This is a genomic window from Peptoniphilus sp. HCN-40583 (genome assembly GCF_037892835.1).
GTDB lineage: Bacteria > Bacillota > Clostridia > Tissierellales > Peptoniphilaceae > Aedoeadaptatus > Aedoeadaptatus rachelemmaiella.
In genome coordinates this window covers 1-18,492 of sequence record NZ_JBBKBU010000007.1, presented here as the reverse complement: position 1 = coordinate 18,492, position 18,492 = coordinate 1, and the positions used below count along the sequence as shown (strand labels likewise).

General features: G+C 51.0%; 6 protein-coding genes. All 6 read left to right on the top strand.

Features of this window, described 5'->3' with window-relative positions; translation table 11 throughout:
* The first annotated feature begins 102 nt into the window (after positions 1–102).
* The 6 genes from WKT05_RS03430 to WKT05_RS03405 all read left to right on the top strand — a co-directional run bounded on the left by WKT05_RS03430 (position 103) and on the right by WKT05_RS03405 (position 18,470).
* Positions 103–12,414, top strand: coding sequence for a SpaA isopeptide-forming pilin-related protein (locus WKT05_RS03430; RefSeq protein ID WP_340412912.1), 12,312 nt, complete (start codon positions 103–105; stop codon positions 12,412–12,414).
* Positions 12,415–12,571: 157 nt separating this feature from the next.
* Entirely contained in the window at positions 12,572–14,386 is a 1,815-nt protein-coding gene (locus tag WKT05_RS03425; RefSeq protein ID WP_340412911.1) for a SpaH/EbpB family LPXTG-anchored major pilin, read from the top strand.
* A 15-nt stretch (positions 14,387–14,401) separates the two neighbouring features.
* A complete protein-coding gene (locus WKT05_RS03420; RefSeq protein ID WP_340412909.1) occupies positions 14,402–15,748 on the top strand; it encodes an MSCRAMM family protein in 1,347 nt (448 codons plus the stop codon).
* Positions 15,749–15,849: 101 nt separating this feature from the next.
* A complete protein-coding gene (locus WKT05_RS03415) occupies positions 15,850–16,752 on the top strand; it encodes a class C sortase (RefSeq protein ID WP_340412908.1) in 903 nt (300 codons plus the stop codon).
* Complete coding sequence (locus WKT05_RS03410; protein ID WP_340412907.1) at positions 16,736–17,626, top strand: class C sortase; 891 nt, start codon at positions 16,736–16,738, stop codon at positions 17,624–17,626. The genes WKT05_RS03415 and WKT05_RS03410 overlap by 17 nt, the downstream gene beginning before the upstream one ends.
* Positions 17,616–18,470 carry a class C sortase gene (locus tag WKT05_RS03405; RefSeq protein ID WP_340412906.1) on the top strand — a complete coding sequence of 285 codons (855 nt, stop codon included), beginning with the start codon at positions 17,616–17,618 and terminating at the stop codon, positions 18,468–18,470. Before WKT05_RS03410 ends, WKT05_RS03405 begins: the two co-directional genes overlap by 11 nt.
* The last annotated feature ends 22 nt before the right edge of the window (positions 18,471–18,492 follow it).

Below are 18,492 nucleotides of genomic sequence, written 5' to 3'. Positions count from 1 at the left end.
TTTTGATTTTTATGGTTTATTATAGTAATTATAAATAATAGGAAGAAAATGATTTCAGATCATTTGTACATAAACGAGCACAAGAAACGGGGAGGAACACATATGAAAACTGCACTGAAACGCGTCGCGAGCCTTTTAATGGCCCTTATTATGATCCTGGAAGTGGTGGCACCCGGCGTCGTCGAAGCGCGATCCGGAAACAATAATCGCGCCACCGTAAGCGACGAGGCATACATCCCACCCGACGGAAATAGGATCGATCCCGATCAAAACCACGACAACCGACTGCCGGAATTTATCGATCCCGACGACGACGGCTACTACTACACGCCGAGAAAAAGCCCTGCGCGCCCCGCGCAAAATGCCCCGGCCCAAGCTGCGCCGAAACAAGGCGTTGAAGGTAATGCCGCCGATGTGGAGGTGTCGGAAGAAAAGGCACCGAAGCCTTTGATCGAAGACGAGGCCAAGAGCAAAGAAATGGCTCTGGAATTTTCGGAAGAAAAAGAAAGAGTCCGCGTGGCATCGCCTATGAATCCCGGTGGACTCGAAGACAAAAAATTCACCATCCTTACCCGCTTCGACGTTTTCACCAAAAACGGAGAAGAGCCGGTGAGAAAGGGCCAAACATTCACCCTGCACTTAGACGACAAGCTCATGGTAAAAGACCCCTCCACCTTAAAGCGACTTAGCCATAACGGAAAAGTCATTACGGATCCCCCGGTCTACAACAAAACCGCCAACACCATTACTTACACCGTAAAAGACGATATTACCGAAGACATCCAAGTGCCCATGGCCGTGGATGTGGACTACAATACGGCAAACATCGATCCCAATGCCAAGAAATTTACCATTATAAATAAAGTAACGGGCATCGGCGTCAACAAACCCCCCAAAGACCTGCTTCCCGTGGTCGTGGATTCCAACGGCAATATGCTCTCCAGCATTATCGAGCCGGGCCGGGACGATGTAGTCGAAGTCATCGAAGAAGGCGACAATTACAAAGTCAATGTGGACGCCTACGGCGAACCCGTCGTCAACAACCGGGAAATGGCCGGCATCCGCTGGACCGTAAGAATTACTTCCGATAGGTACTTAGTAAAAGACCTGGGCCTTAAAACCAACTTTACCACGGTAAAAGGTTCCGGCCTCGGCGAGATCCAAAACATTTCCGTCACCAATACGACGGTGCCCGATACGGAATTTTCCAACAACCCGGCAGAAGGCAATTTGGGCATTGTAAGTTCCAAGCACCATAATCTAAACACAGATACAAAAGAGCTTTACTACACCTTCTACACCCCGAGGACCACGAAACAAGGGTCCTATATGTTGGATCTTTCCACCGTACTAACCAAAAAAAACATTAAGGGAACGACGAAACCCGTGATCGGTGCCGTGCGCCTCATCCTTCCCGAAGGCTACAACAGCGATCAAATTCGCGAAGCCACTCCCACCCGCGTGGGCATGAACAACCGCACCACGGTCATGGGCGAATTCACATCGAACAGCACCGCCACCTGGACCGTCACCGACGCCGTGTCCTCGAAAGACCCGGGAAAAATCAATACAAAATTGCCTCTTGAAAACAGAACGCTTGAAGGCAAACAAACCGTTCAAAGGGCACAAATGGCCGTCTACGGCATCGACGCTCAAGGCCAAATGATTCCGGAAAGCAGCGAAAACATCAGCGACTTCCCGCAACAGGGAAATAATCCCGGCGCGAAGTCCGTGGGTACCATTGCCGTTTATGAAGTGAATACGAATTTGACCAACCCGGATAAAGCGGAAGACTACGCCGTCTCCGGCGTGGCCATTTCCAAATACCAAGACCTCTACGTGAAACAAGTGTGGGGCGACATGCCGAACAACATCCGCATGCCCGCTCAAGACTTTATCGCCAAAGGCACAAATGGCGATGTGCTCGGCAAATGGACGGTTGAGGCAGACACGACGGGCAAGACCAGCCGAAACATTACCCTGCCGGGAGCCAAGTATTGGGCCATTACAAATGACAGCGAAGGCACCGTCACCGCCACGCGCATCGAACACAAAATCGAGCAAGATTTCGGCCCCCTCCCCAAAAAAATTAACGGAAAGAACTACACCTACTACGAAAACCTGAACTACTACACCAGCGACGAGAAGACGGACCAAAAATACCACTACATGCAAAATAGGGCCACGGAAACCACCACGGACGAACCGGGCACCTTTGATCTTGTGAAAGTGGACGGCGAGCATCCGACGATAAAATTGGAAGGCGCCCGCTTCAAACTCAACGGCGCCAATGTGGAAGCCACCACCGGGCCCGACGGGAAGGCCACCTTCTCCAACATCGCCCCGGGCACCTACACCTTAATCGAAACCAAAGCCCCGGACGGCTACAAACTGGATCAAAAGGCGAAGAACGTAACCATTACCACCAATGGCGAAGTCAACATTACCGGGCCCAACGCCTCCTTCTCCGGCGGCGACAACAAAACGGAAATGGTCGACCACGACCGCTACCCCGCTTGGCCCGACTACATGAACGCCATGCGCTACGGCAAGCTCAAAAACGGACAACTGAACTTCTATCTCTACTTGAAGCCGAGGGCAGCGACAGAAAATGGTTCGACTGATAGAGACACCCGCCTGGCCATTTCCATCCCCGGCGTGAACGTCACCGACGTCACCGCCTACGACGTGTCCTCCGACGAAAGAGCGGACATTCGCACTGCCATGGAAAATCAAACCGTGGAAGACAAAATTGGAAGCCTCGACAAAGTCGTCTTCGGTGCCTCAAATAAAAATGGGAAGATCATAGGCACCTCGGACGTCACGGACCCCTACACCGGGCGCAAAGGTTACCAAATCTTTTTCCCGAAAGGACGCTTCGAAAAGGACTGGGGTTTCTTGGTCAAGGTGACCGCCGATGTAGCCGCGGACAAAGCATCAGTGCCCCTGTACTACGATTGGCTTACCAACGAAGACACGGACAATCAAACCAAATTGCAACAACTCGTCACCGTCAACAGCGAAAACAATGGCGACAACACCCCTACCGTCACCATTACCAACGAGGAATTCAAAAAGCAATCCGTCTCCATCACCAAGGTGGATAAAGATAAAAAGACCCTCACCGGCGCCACCTTTGTCCTCAAGGACAAAAACAACCGGCCCATCAACGATGTGGACACCGACGAGTACGGCGTGGCCGACTTCGGCAAACTTCCTGCAGGCAAGTACACCATTGAAGAAATCAAGGCACCGAATGAATACCTTGCCTCCTCCGTCGTCTTTGACGTTACCGTCGCCGACGACGGTCAGGTCACCTACACCCCCCGCTATAAAAACAGCGCCGGGGATCCCGTTCAAGGGACGGATTACTATATTGATAGCGAAGAAAGCACCCAAAAACCCGGTGAAGTCAAATACACGGTGAAAAAGAACGTAATGGAAATTCAAGAAAACGAACCCGGGGACATCGGTCAGCGGCCCGGCGTATGGGAAGCCTATCGCTACGAATCTTTAAAGTACTCGGCGACCATCGACTTAACGAGTTCCGAACCGAGATCGCGGTTTTCCATTCAATTCGACCCGAACTTGGACTTTAAACAATATGTCAGCGACTTACCGAAGATCATAGTCGGCGGTGTCGCCGTCGCCGATCCCTACTTCGACTACACCACCAACCGCCTCACCTACGTCTTTAACGAGAATTCAAAACGTGGATTCACCACGGCGAATATTAACATTCGCGGGATCACCCCGAGTAAGTTCTATGCACAAAACAGCGGGGATTACAATTTTAAGACCACGGTCCTTCCGGACGTGGCTCCCGGCGACATCAGCTACGCTGAGAAAGCAACGCAGACCATCGACTTCCACGTGACAGCGGACTACGAACGCTACGACACCAGCCGTTCGTCGCCGGCCCAATCCTATTACCACAGGGATATCTACACCGGCGCCGACGGAAATGAATATTTCACCGTCTTGGCCTACTACAATCCCTTGGCCGACAATAATCGCTCGCCTCGCACCCTGAGCTTCAACTGGTTGTCCACCGGCTTCGGGGGCAACAACACGCAAATCGTGCGCTGGCCCGCCAACGGCAACAAACCCGCCTTCGATTTGCAAAACGTGAAGATCTACCGTACGTCGCCGGACATCGCTAAAGACATGAACGGCGTGCGCTATAACAAGAACATGCCCCTGTCTTTCGGTGTGCGTCCGGAACAAGACCCGAACACCTACACCAAGGTCTACGAAAAAGCCATTAATGACCCGAGGCAACACGTAGGCGACTCGGAAAACGGCTTTACGCTGAACTACGATCCGGATAAAATCCAATCCTGGGGGACCTTGGATCAAAACAAACCCTTGAGAATCAGCATGCCGGGTATTACCCGCAGCAATGAAGGCTATATTATCGAACAAACCTTTAAGGTCAACGACAAAGACAAGTGGTACAACCTCTTTAGAGCCTTCTATATGTACAACGGGGTCATGGAATCCGCCTTTGCCAGTAAGGTCAACAGAAATACGGGGACAGCCGATCAAACGGCCCAAGAAATCCCGAAATTCTATAAGCAAACGATCAAACTGGTCAACCGGAAGTACACCCCGGGCAAGTTCTCCATCGAAAAATTCAGCAGCACAGACGAAAATCAAAAGCTGCGAGATGCTACCTTTGCCTTGACCAACGAAAAAGGCCAAACCATTTATCGGACCACGGGCGCCGATGGGAAACTGAACTTCACCAATCTCGAGCCCGGCAACTACGCCCTCGTGGAAACCAAGGCGCCGAAAAATTTCGCCAAATCCGACCAAAACTGGCAAGTCGCCGTAAGCAACACCGGCAAGGTCACCATTACGGAAATGAGCTTGAGCGGCGATATTGTCGTCGGAGAGGATATCACCTTAAAGGTACCCAACAAGCCCACCGGGCAGAAATTCAGGGTCTACAAAAAAGATGCAAGCGGCAACCCCCTTCCGGGCGCGGAATTTAAAATCACGAAAAAAGGCGAGACCACGCCTCTTGAGACCGCAGTGTCCACTCAAAACGGCTTCGTGCAATTCAATAACCTGACTCAGGGCACCTATATATTGGAAGAAACCAAGGCTCCGGCAGGCTACAACAAGCTGAATAAAAAGTGGGTCGTCGTCGTAGATCAGGACAACAAAGCCAAAGTCTACAACTACGTGGAAAACACCACCACAAGACCCGGCATTGTAGCGAATTCCCTTTTCGGAGGCCAGGACACCCATTGGGTCGACGTGGCCCACCGCCCCCTGACCGGCTGGAATCTCTACGATAACCGGTGGGGCAGCTACGTTGACAACCACCACGACCCGTACATCATGGGGACGCGGATACTCGGCATCAACAAAACCGAGAAATACGTCATTCAGCGCTACGTCCTGAATCCCGAGGGAAACACCATTGCCGATGCCAAGGTGGAAATCCACAGAGAAAAGCCCAATGACCAGAACATGGATTGGCACGACAACAGCCTCACGAGCAAAGAAGACTTCAGGGTTTACAAATTAAACAAGCGCGTCACCGGTCCTGTGGAAGACGTTCGTTTGGCTGAATACAAAGCGACACCGATGACGCAAAAGACGGACTTTACCACCGGCGCAACGACTAAGACCGGCGAACCGTTGCGGAAGAAATTTGAATTTAAAAATATCAACACCCCCATCATCATCGACGTGAAGGTACCCTATAAGGAAGAAAGCGGCGGCGTCGGTACCGGGATGGACCTTTGGATCGACAATAAAGTCTATTGGAAGACCGACTTTTACGAGCGCGTATCCGACATCGTGGTGGGAGACAGCGTCACCACAGACGACGATTCCGCCATTATCGGCTCCTATATCTCCGAAGGCTCCCTGGACGTCACCAACGAACAGAAAAAATACAGCTTTAAGCTGAAAAAAGTGAAAGACACCGACGATACCGCCACCATTCAAGGCGCCACCTTCAGCCTGAAAGGACCGGGCGAAAACGGCGAAGAGCGAAGCCTCGTCACAGACGAGAACGGCATCATTCAGTTTAACAATTTGGTGGAAGGCACCTACAAACTGAAAGAAACCTCCCCGGCCTCCGGCTACGACAAGGTGAACACCACGTGGACCGTAACCATTACCAAAGAGGGCAAAGTCTTTATGAAAGACGACGGCTCCGCAGGCGCATCGGCCATTTGGGGCGTGGCGACCGACACCGGCACCCCTGCCCATCAAATGAGCCGAAGCATGATGCTGAACAACTTCCTCGCCCCATTCGGTGAAGAAGCTGCGCCTGTAAACGCTCAAGCACCCATGGCGGAAGAAGCTGTCGATGGGAAAGAAAGGGCGGAAGCGGAAGCGGCGAGCGCAACGTCTGAAGATGCGAAAGATGCGGCGAATGTTTCTAATGCAGCGGAAAAGAAAGAGACTGCAGCGGAAGCATCCGAACCGATAAGCGAAAAAATCAGCACCACCAAACAGCTAAACAACTTCCTCACCACCTTCGGAGCCAATAGCGGGCTTGAACTGGGCGAAGAAATCGTCCCGAGCCCCGTGGGCGCCGAGAGCGATTGGGAAAAGGTCGATCCGGCTCGATCGGAAGGGATAAATCACAGGCATACGTCGAAAACCGAAGCGCCCATGGACACAAAGATCCTCGAGATCAACAAAGTAGACAATCGCTTCAGACAAGCCTTCATTTATGGCGAACCCACCGGCGGTACGAAACCGCGCGAAATACAAATCCATTTCTGGGAAAATTCCTATGATGTCACCACAAATCGACCGAACTGGACGAAGGTTAAGGTCTATCAAGTGGATAAGGGATCCATCGATAATCCCGGCACAAAGAAAGAGATTACCAGCGTCAAGTGGACTCCGATAAGTAATAACGAGACAGGCAATAAATTCCGCCTAAAATCCAATATCATTCCAAAAACCGTCAAGGGATGGATTTTGGTGGAAGTCGAGACACCGTATATGGAAGGTTTGCGCATCGGCCTCGGCTCGGATTACAGATCCAACACCGAAGCAAGTACATGGGATAGTACGTATAAAGCTTGGATCGACGAGTCCTACGGCAGTGAATCCGACATTAACTGCAAGCACTTGATTAAAGTTATCCAAGGGCAAAACGGCACGGTCGCGGCGAATCCGGCCAGTGCAAAGGCAAACACCACCGTCACCTTAACGGCGACACCGAGTGAAGGCTACGTACTGGACTACTACACCGTCACTAATACGGCGACGCAAGAGACAAAAACCTTTACCGGCAACACCTTCACCATGCCCGACAGCGACGTTACCGTTACGGCCACCTTCAAGAAGAAGGCGCCACCGAAATACAAAGTAACTGTCAATGGCATGCAAAACGGCACGGTAACGGCATCTCCCACTGAAGCGGAAGCGGGAAAGACGGTGCAATTAACCGTCACGCCGGCAGAGAACTATCAAATTCAAAGCATTACCGTCACGGACGGACAGGGAAAGATTATTCCCGTCGACATGAGAAATTACACCTTTGAAATGCCGCCGTCCAATGTCTCCGTTTCGGCGACCTTTGTTGAAAAGCCGCCGGAAATCTATACCGTAAGACTCGTATCCTCGTCGCCGGATGGTGGTACGGGTGGCACGGTGGGCGCAAGTCCCACTTCGGGAAAAGCAGGCACAGAGGTCACCGTATCGGCGACGGCCAATGAGGGCTACACCCTCGCCGGTATTTCCGTCGCTGCCGCAAATGGCGCCACGGTTACCCTAACGAACAACAAATTCAAAATGCCCGCCTCCAATGTCACGGTCACGGCCACATTTACCAAAAATCCCGATCCCCAAGATCCGGGCACTGAGATTCCCAATGGCAAACTGGCCGTTGTGAAAAACAAGCAAACGGGCTTGGACATGAAGATCTTTAAAAGGAACTTCCTGGGCACGGGCTTGAGAGATGCCATCTTCTACCTGACGGAAACGGAATCGGATTACGTGACGGAAAAACAGGGCGGCAAAAAACTCAAGGCGAAGTCCGACGATAAGGGCCGACTGATCTTTATCGACGAGCAGGGCAATCCTTTGAATTCTCAGCTGTTACCTGAAGGCTACTACGTGCTGAAAGAAGACAAGGCGCCCCTGGGTTATAAAAAGATCACGGCGCCGTGGAACATTCACGTAAAAGAAGAAAACGGCCAATTAATCGCCGAATACATCGGGCCGGAAGAAACGGCCTCCACGTACCTGAATCTGATTCGGAAGGAAAACGGTAAGTTGGTGGACAAGGCCATGGTCAAAGAATTGACCACGACGCCAAGCGGAATTAAGTACGCCTCCCGCGTCGTGAGCATCGATCCGGAAACCAAGACCTTTAGGCAACGGCTCTATTTGGATACCAGGAAATTTAATGGCGGTCCGAATAATCCGGAAAATATTGCCAACGTGCAAATCAAGCCCGTCAAGAAACGGGAAGAAATCGACACCGCGGGTCAACCGCCCACGACCACAAGCCCGGGCGTCAAGACGGCTTACCGCACCACCTACAAGGTGGCGAATCCGGGACCTAACCCGGAAGTGGATTCGATCTTAAAATCCTACGACCTGTCCAATAAAAATGTGTCTATGGTGAACACCGCCCGTTGGCGTCCCTTCGATTGGGGCTTCGACGAAGACCAATTGAACTTAAAGCCGGGCGTCTACTTTATCGACGTGGAAGGCTACTACGACGACAACATCGTAAAGGACGGGAAGATCGACATTAAATTCGACTTCTTCAGTGAGCGTCATTTCTGGCAAGTTGAGTCTTATGATAAAGTCAACCGGAAGGCAAAATGGAAAAAAGACGGATCCTATCAAGCAGGGAACGCAGCCATGGGTATCGTAAAAGACACGCCGATTGGCGATTTTTCAGAAGGCCAAAAATACCCCAACTGGTTAAGCAAAGTTGTCCGCTGGAACGGCCAAGAGTATCGATACGGTAAGGTTTATCCCGCCATCGAAGAGGGGGGCGAAGCATATGAGGGACCGCTGGATGGGTTCGAAACCAGCATCAATATCAATCCCTTGTATACGTCGTCGAAAGCGAAAGCCATTTCCGAATCGGGCATGATTATTACCAACGAAGAAGAAACCTACAACATTACCTTCTCCAAGCACGGGAAAGACGGCGACGATGCAAGCTGGAATAATACCGGGGCGAAGGTAGCGGAAAATCGTTTGGAAGGCGCCGTCTTCAAATTGCAACAATGGGCGCCTCTCTCCAACAGGTTTGAAGATGTGAAAGGATCCTATGTGGCATCGGCCTTCAACGGCTACTTCGGCTTCCGCGGCTTAAAGCCCGGGCGCTACCGCCTCATGGAAGTTAAGGCGCCGGAAGGCTACAAGCCCATTGAGGGCGCGATCCTCGAGATGACCATCGCTTATAAAGACGGGGAGCCTGATAAAGATACAGGAAACATTACCCCGGGCAAAGGTCAAATTACGCTGGAATATAAAGACGCCAACGGCATCATTCAATACGTGGATGCTAAAAACAATGAGCTGAACTCCAAATTGGTCGACTTCGTCACCTCCGGTACGGCAAAGAACATGGGTAAAATCGTGAACACCAAGCCGGGCAAAGGGGAAGTCACCGTCACCAAGGTCGATGAAAACGGCGTTAAACTGCCGAACGGCGCCAAGTTCCGCTTGACCCGACTGGCAGCCGGAGACAAAGCGACGGCGGACGATATTCGAACCCTTACCGTCGGCGACGACGGCACGGTGAAATTTGACGGCCTCGGCATCGGCAACTACCGACTGGAAGAACGGTCGCCCCACCCGGGCCACATGAATACCGGCATGGTTTGGAACTTTACCGTCGGTGGGAAGACCTTGGACCCCTATGCGGAAGATGCCAACCAGCCCACCCGAGATATTACAAAGAACATCGACCTGAAAACATCCGACGTCAAGGTACAAAAGTACATGGAGGATGACAACACCCCGACAGACGACAACATTTATCCCCACAAGGCTCAAAGTGTCAGCATACTCAGCGACTTTAAACTCAAGGATTCGGCACCGGCCATTCAGCCGGGAGATTACTTCACCGTGAAGATCTCAAAATCCATCGACCTGCAGGGGATTTACAAGAATCGATCCATTTCCAACTTGGACATCTTTGCCGACGGCGTCGGTACCGTTGCCAAGGCGAAGTACAACAAGGAAGAAGGCACCATCACCTACACCTTTACGGACTACGCCAAGAACTACAACTTGGAAGACTTCAAGACCCAACTCGTCGCGTGGATCAATTTGGAAGAGATCAAAGAGGATACACCCGATGTTCGAGTCGGGATCGGCTTAGGCGGAAAAGATCTGCAGGACAGTGAACTTAAGACCAAGCCTCTGAATGTCCACTACGACATCGACAAGGAAACTTCCAGTATTCCCGATTACAATGTCTACGACTACAACTATAATATTTCCGGTAAGATCTATGAATTGGATCCCAACACCGGAGAATTCGTTCAGTACTACTATATTAATAGGCAAAAAACTGCCGGCGGCGTTATGCCCAGGTTCAAATTCTATGCCAATCACACGGTGAACGACGTCAGCATCTCCATCGACAAGCTGAAAGACAACAACGACGACATGATCAAAAAATGGATGCCGGAATCCTTTGCCGTGCCGGCCTTCGATAACAGTGAATTGTGGCCGACGGCACGCTTCGACAGAAGACAGATCACCGAGTACACCTACGATTTCAGCGACTACTATTACGAAGGCATGGGCGAGGACGATTCCTACATCGTCACCGTGCGCGGCAAGGTGGATCCCACCAAAGCCAAAGACCTGCACACCTATGGGCAACTTTTGCTGTGGAACAGGTATGGCTATCCCTACGTTCAAGTCGCGCGGGAAGACTGGGCCTACTTCGATGAAAACAAAACCGAAGCCAAGGCGGCCCTCGCCATTCGCGCCGTGAACCCGGCGAACAAAGTGGTCTTTGAAAAGGTCGATATCGATGGGAAACCCCTGGCCGGCGCAACCTTTACCCTGTTTAAGAAAGATTCGACCACAGGCGAATTCGGGGGAACCGGACAAAGTCCCACATCAGGTGATGACGGCCTTATTACCTTCGAAAAAATAGAGCCTGGCGAGTATCAAATCAGAGAAACCAAAGAGCCCAACGGCTACGCGATAAACGAAGACATCCTTCTGGAATTTACGGTGGATGCCTCAGGCAAGATCATTAAAAAGGTCAAAGGTGCCGCAGGCAATCCCGTCGGTCAAGGAGAAGAAGAAGACGGCAGCGTTCCCATTCGTGTAACGAACCACAGGCTCATTCAGCTTGAAAAGAAAGATGCCAACGACAAGACATTCCTTGCCGGCGCCGAATTCGACGTCTACTACAAGGAAAAAGAAGACGGTCAATACGAAAAGTATAAAGTAAAAGATAATTCAGGAAAGATGATTCCTTACCACGTCGCGGTCGGCCAAGACGGCAAAGTCAGCTTGAAGCTTTACAAAGCAGGCTACTACGCTTTGGAAGAAACCAAGGCGCCGAAAGACTATATTAAGCCCCCGGTCAAGTACGTGAAGGAATTCAGACTGGAAGACGATCGCTTCTCTATTAAGGAAAAAGGATTTGATGGAAACATCAAGAAACAAGCTTACGGCACCGATGTGGACACGTCCTTTGTCTTAGGTGAACAGAACGGCGGCATAACGGGAGCATTCAACGCCTATGTGGTCATTAACCCGGGCCACGAAGAGCGCAGCTACAAGCCCGGTGCCAATGTCCTCTTTAACTACAAAGACTTGGGCTACTACACCATGAAGGGCTATCGCATCGACGAAGACGGCAAGCGCACCGAGTTTAAACCCGATGTCACTTGGCAAAATGGTCACGATCCCAAGGCCGACCTGTATAAGGCCGCCGGCGGGACAACCGAAGCGGAATTTAAGACCACGGACACCATCGTCCTGAAACTTGTGGCCACGCCGGATAAGGCGGAAAATCCCGTGACGATTACCACGGCCATCACCGATGCAAACGGCAGCAAAAAAGCGGAATACAAGTTTAAGTATGGCGATTTGCCGGCCTCCATCGGCGACGAGACCTATCCCAAACATCCCGAAGCGCCCGAAAAACCGGCGAACTACGACAGAGACGACAAGGCCAAAGCCGACTACGACAAGGCCTATGCCGATTACAAAAAAACCTTGGCAGATGTCATCGATCACTACCGCAACAAGGATCTCATGATACAATATAAAGAGACCAAACCTGTAGAAGTGTTGAACTACAAAGGCGTGTATCCCTTCACCGGTGGTTTCGGTCCTAACAGATGGATTGTAATCATCGGGGCGGTGATTGCGGCTGTGGCGGCGGAAGAATACATTCGTCGCAAGCGGTCGTCCGCGCCGAAGGGGGGTGCGTAATGGGTATGCGGTCCCTTCGGTACAAGCATTGTATGTATGTGAAGATGGAATGAAGCAGAATGGGGCGTGAAGCCCACTCTCACAAAGTTTTAAGCGCCCGGGCTTTCCCGGCCCGGGGGTTTAAATGTATTTATTGTTTAAAAAAAGGAGGAATGTAATGAAACGTAAGAATACCCTATGGTCACTGGTCTTAGCACTGGTGATGGTACTTGGCGTGTTTGCGCCGCTGAGTGCTTTGGCAAACACTGCTGTTAAGGAAACAATTGGAACAATTGACTCAAATGATATTAGCAAAACAAAACCGACTAAGACCAAGTTAACTATCCACAAATTGCAAGCAGATAGCTATGATTCGAACAAAGTTCCCGCTAAACATAATGGTGGTGTAATTGATTACAAGGATTTAGGGACGAATGTTAAACCGTTAAAAGATGTAACATTTACCTATTTCCCGGTTACGGAAGCTCAATTAGCGGAATTAGAGAAGGCAAGTGATAAGAATAAAACTGTAGAAGATGTAGAAAAAAACTACCCTGCTCTAAAGGGAAAAGGTGTAGCTCTTTCTCCCACGATAGCCGATGGGACTGCTACTGTTGATCTTGATGAAGGTTACTATTGGTTTGTTGAATCCAAAAAACCGGACAATGTATCTTCTGCCATTGCCGTTCCCTTTGGTATTTCCATTCCTGTAACCAACCCTACGGAAATCAAGGACAATGAAAATAAGACCCATGACGCAGGCACGGTCTATCTGAAAAACGTACACGTTTATCCCAAGAACGTCACCGGCGACTTGCCGAAAGTTGACAAGGATGTCAATGAATTAAAGCAAAAGAAAGCAACGTACAATGTTGGCGAGCCTGTTACTTGGTTCATTACCGGAGATATTCCTGCCAACCTGAAAGAATACAAAACCTATTACTTGACCGATGATCTCGATAAACAATTATCGTACATCGGAAACGCCAAGGTTCTTTACGGTACGTATGCTGATAAAGCTGCGTTAAAAGCTGAAACGAAAACCATTGACGGCACCACGAATAAAACGGGTATCCTTCCGAAAAGTTACTACACGCTGACTGAGCCTACGGCAAACTCGAAAGGCGGAACTCTTAAACTGGAATTAACAGAAGCCGGTCGTAAGGCCCTTTATTTTGAAAGTGATCCCAAACACAAACTCTATCTCTACTTCGAAACGAAGATCAATGAAGATGCCATCATGGGCAAAGAAATTGAAAATAATGTTACTTTGAAGTTTATCAACACTCCTGACGGCGACAAAGAAAAAGAAGAAAATCCGCCTGAAAAACCGAAAGTTATTACCGGCGGTAAGCTGTTCAAAAAGGTTGAAGCCGATACCGATACAGGCCTCGCAGATGCTGTTTTTACGATTAAACATCAAAAAGACGGTACCAAGCCTGCAAATGACGAAGCTTGGAAAAATATCGCCGATTTGAAGTGGACGGAAGATTTATTCAAAGCAAACAAAACTGCAATTGAAGACGGAAAATTTGCTATTAAAACAAAGGACAAAGAAATCTATACAGCAACAACTAGCAGTACGACTTGGGAACAATTAAAGGATTCTGTTATCTATCTGCGTTCCAACGACCAAGGAGCCTTTGAAATTAAAGGTTTAGAATTATCTGAGTATAACCAAAAAACTTGGAACGGATCAAAACTGGTAAACGGAACCGTTGTTAACAACTACTATGCTCTGAAGGAAGTGAAGGCGCCCGCCGATTATGGTTTAATCGATGGATTCACGGAATTTAAGATCACTGAAACTTCTTACTATACGGATCCAACGGCAACTAACTTAACACCTGCTGATCCCCAAAAAATCGACAATAAGAAGTTAACTATTCCCCAAACCGGTGGTATGGGTACGATGATCTTTATGGTCGCAGGTCTCGCATTAATGGGCGGTGCTTTTATCGCCATGAGAAAACGCAGCGCTGAACAAGCCTAAGAAAGAAGGTGAACCATGCTAAATCTACAAAGTAAGCTTTGTAAGCTTGTATTTGCGGCACTCGTGTTTAGCATGGTTGCTTTTGGCGTATTTGCTCCCGCCATGGCTATGGCGAAGGATGCGAAGGCCGAAGGTAGTACGGTAGGCGCACCTGCGGAAAAGAATGCCGACAAGGCGGTGGTGTCCACGGGCACGAAGAGCCTGACCATCGACTTTTCCCGCACAGGTAAAAAGGCCGAGGTGGCCGGGCGCAGCGTGACGATCTGGAAGCTATCCGACGGCACGCGCCCGGAGGACAGCGGCCTGAAGGATGCGAAAACCGTTCAGGATGTGGCGCGCCTCTTGGAGGGGAAGACGGAAAAGGAGCTGAACAGCACCTACGCCACCCACAAGTCGTATAACACGGACGCCGAGGGCAAGCTGAGCTTGTCTTTGGATCGGGGCCTCTATTATCTCCGCGTGGCGGAGAAGAAGGGGGCGACGACGATTTTCCCCTTCGCCTTCGTGGCGAATCCCGCCGATTCCAACGGCGTGATTTACCCGAAGGGGGCGGAGCCCACATCCGGCGGCGTGGAGCTTTTAAAGATTTCCACGGACCGCGTGCCTCTTCCCGGGGCGGTGTTTCAGTTGTTTTTCCTGGACAAGAATAATCGCATTCCGGTGAAGAATCCTTCCGGCGGCGCGGATTTCATTACCGACGCCGTGGGAAAGATTGTGATCAAAGATTTGGCGCCGGGCAAGTATGTCTTTGTAGAAACGAAGGCGCCTGCGGGCTACCACATCAAGCATCCGGAAGTGCCTTTTGAAATCACGGACAAGAAGGTAAAGAAGCTGACCGTGGAAAACTACAAGGGTGGCGAAGGGGGCAAGACCTTTAAGAAGGTGTCCTCTGTGGACAACAAGCCACTTTCCGGCGCGCAGTTTTTGGTCACGAAGAAGACTGAAAAGGGCTACATGCGCATGAAGAAGAATGGCAAGGACATGGTCCTTACCTCCGCATCCGACGGCACTTTTGTGGCCGACGGCCTTCCCAACGGGGATTATTACCTCTGGGAAACGAAGCCGCCTGCGGGCTATGCGCCTTTAAGCGGCAGTGTGAAGTTTACCGTAAGCGCAGATTCATTGAAGAAAGAATTGATCATTAAGAACACGCCTCAGGAAAAGCCGCCGGGGAAAACCCCGCCGGGCAAAACGCCTCCGGGCAAAACCCCGCCGGGCAAGACGCCTCCGGGGAAGACCACGCCTTATGACGACAAGCACGTGAATATCCCGAAGACCGGGGACGTGCAGCTCCTCATGATGAGCGTAAGCGGGCTTTTAAGCGGCCTGCTCGGGGTGAAGATCTTAAAAGACAATGAATAGCAAATACAAGTGGAAGGATGTTCCTTTCAAGAGATCCTCTATCTTCTTTCTGATAGGGGATTTCTTTACATAGTGGTTTTTAAAGAAAGGACATTGGGTCCATGGCAAAGAAGAAGCAGAGTAATTGGTTTTTTAAGTTGATTTTTGTGTTGGGTTTTTTGATTTTAATGTATCCCCAGGTGTCGCGCCTGTATTACCGGGTGCAGTCCACCCAAGAGGTGTCGGCTTTCGAAGAGGGGAAGGCGGCGTTAAGCGACGAGGAAATCAAAAAGCGCATGGCTTTGGCGCGGGATTTTAATGATTCTCTGGTGAATCAAAACATGGAGGATCCTTATTCCAAGGCGCGACACGAGCGGGGCCGGGCGGCCTATGCCCGGATGCTTGAGATTCACGAGCAGATCGGCCACATTCAGATCCCCACCATCGATTTGGACATTCCCATTCGTGCGGGCACGTCGGAGGAGGTGCTCCAAACGTCGGCGGGCCATTTGGAGGGGACGAGCCTTCCCATCGGGGGCAATTCCAGCCACACGGTGATCACGGCCCACTCGGGGCTGCCCACGGCGAAGTTGTTTACGGACATTCGCGAGCTAAAGAAGGGGGATCGCTTTTACATCCACAACATTGCCGAGACGCTGGCTTATGAGGTGGATCAGATTAAGGTGGTGGAGCCCTCGAATTTCGAGGATTTGTTGATTGAGCCGGGCCACGATTACGCCACGCTTCTGACCTGCACGCCCATCGGCATTAACACCCACCGGCTTTTGGTGCGTGGGCATCGGGTGCCTTACGACAAGGCGGTGGACGATCAGTTTGTATTGGACAACAAGAAGGATTTGTTGTATAAGTATGCCTTTATCGCCGTGGTGCTCTTGATTCTGCTCTTGGCCTATGGTTCTTGGCGTTATCAGAAGCGATTGAAGCAATTGGAGGCGGACATTCGCGCCTTTGAGAAGGTGATGGGCAAGGACGATGAGGGGGCCGGGGATGGCAAAGAGGAATAAGAAGAAGACTTGGCCTTTTGCGGTGATTTTCGTTCTGGGTTTTCTCTTGATGATTTATCCCATGATCTCGAATTATTATTACCGCATCGATGCGAATCGGGAGATTGAGGAGTTTCAAGAGGGGGCCAAGAAGCTGGACGATGTTGAAATCCTGCGGCGGATTGAGCTTGCCCGTGCCTACAACCAAACCCTGGACCCTTCGAAGCTCGGCGACCCTTACACGGAAAAGGAGAAGGAAGGAATCGCCGAGTATGCCCGCATGCTGGAGGTGGCGGAGAAGATCGGTTTTGTGGAGATTCCGAAGATCGATGTGAACCTGCCGATTTACGCCGGCACGAGCATGGAGGTTTTGGACAAGGGCTGCGGCCACTTGGAGGGCACGAGTTTGCCTGTGGGCGGCCCGTCCACCCACGCGGTGCTCACAGCCCACCGGGGGCTTCCCAAGGCGAAGATGTTTCGGGAGCTGGACAAGTTGAAGGAAGGGGACGTGTTTTACGTCCACAACATTCAAACGGTGTTGGCTTATCAGGTGGACCGGATTATGACGGTGGATCCGTCGAATTTCGATCCGATTTTGGTGGAAGAGGGGAAGGATTACGCCACTCTCCTCACCTGCACGCCCTACATGATTAATTCCCACAGGCTTTTGGTGCGGGGGCACCGAATTCCCTACACGCCGCCGGTGGATGAGTCGAATCGAGGCCTGCCTTTTGTCGACATGAGTTTCAAGGATGCGCTGATGTTTGCTCTGCCGCTTTTGGGTGTGCTTCTTGCGATTTATATGTATCAATGGAAGCAGTATCGCAACAAGCGGGCGCGGGTCAATGCCCTTTATGGTTTGAAGAAGAAGAAGGATAAAGACGATGAACAGTAAAAAGACCATGCGGATCATGGGCCATGTGCTCATTTTATTGGGGATTTTGCTGCCCCTTTACGGTTTCGGCAGTTTGTCAAAGGGGATTTTGCTTGAAAAGGCAAAGTACAAGGCGTTTATGACGTCGGATGGGCCCTCTTACGAGCATGTGGCGCCGGTAATCGAGAAGTACAATGCCGATCGCGGCGGCGAGGTGGCGGCGGTGGATCCTTTCGCCACCGACGATTACGTGGCGGCGGAGTCTTTTATCGACGATCCCGACGGGGTGTTTGCGTTTCTGCGCATCCCGAAGCTGGATTTGTATCAGCCCATTTATATGGATGCGTCGAAGGAAAATTTGGCCCGAGGCGTGGCCCACATTATGGGCACGGACCTGCCCGGTCAGTCGCCGGGGCTTCGGCCCGTCATCGCCGGGCACCGGGGCTATTACCAGTCTACGTTTTTCATCTATTTGGATGAGCTCGCCGAGGGGGACTCGGTGTTTGTGGAGTGGAAGGACAAGGTGCTGGAGTACAAGGTGGCGGGGCAGGAGATTATCCAGCCCTGGGAAGTGGAAAAGCTCGCCCCCATCGAAGGGCGAAAACTTCTGACCCTCCTTACCTGCAACCCGAAGCGCCCCCCGCGCCGCCAACGGCTACTGGTGAATTGCGAACTGGTGGAAAAAGAGGAAGGCGGTGCCGCCAACGCCCCCGGGGACAAAAAAGTTGCCGTGTCGAAGAAAGTAAAGCAGATGAATGCAGGGGTGTTGGCGATAACCGCCGGGCTGATTCTTTTGCTTCTTTGGCGAGGGAAAAAATTCTTTGAAGAATTAAGAAAGAAAGAAGAAGAGCAAGAGCAAGAATAAAAAAGGACCTAAACGGTCCTTT

Excerpts from the sequence above, each read along its gene's own strand:
- WKT05_RS03430 (WP_340412912.1), top strand. The coding sequence starts at position 103 with ATGAAAACTGCACTGAAACGCGTCGCGAGCCTTTTAATGGCCCTTATT.
- WKT05_RS03425 (WP_340412911.1), top strand. The coding sequence starts at position 12,572 with ATGAAACGTAAGAATACCCTATGGTCACTGGTCTTAGCACTGGTGATG.
- WKT05_RS03420 (WP_340412909.1), top strand. The coding sequence starts at position 14,402 with ATGCTAAATCTACAAAGTAAGCTTTGTAAGCTTGTATTTGCGGCACTC.
- WKT05_RS03415 (WP_340412908.1), top strand. The coding sequence starts at position 15,850 with ATGGCAAAGAAGAAGCAGAGTAATTGGTTTTTTAAGTTGATTTTTGTG.
- WKT05_RS03410 (WP_340412907.1), top strand. The coding sequence starts at position 16,736 with ATGGCAAAGAGGAATAAGAAGAAGACTTGGCCTTTTGCGGTGATTTTC.
- WKT05_RS03405 (WP_340412906.1), top strand. The coding sequence starts at position 17,616 with ATGAACAGTAAAAAGACCATGCGGATCATGGGCCATGTGCTCATTTTA.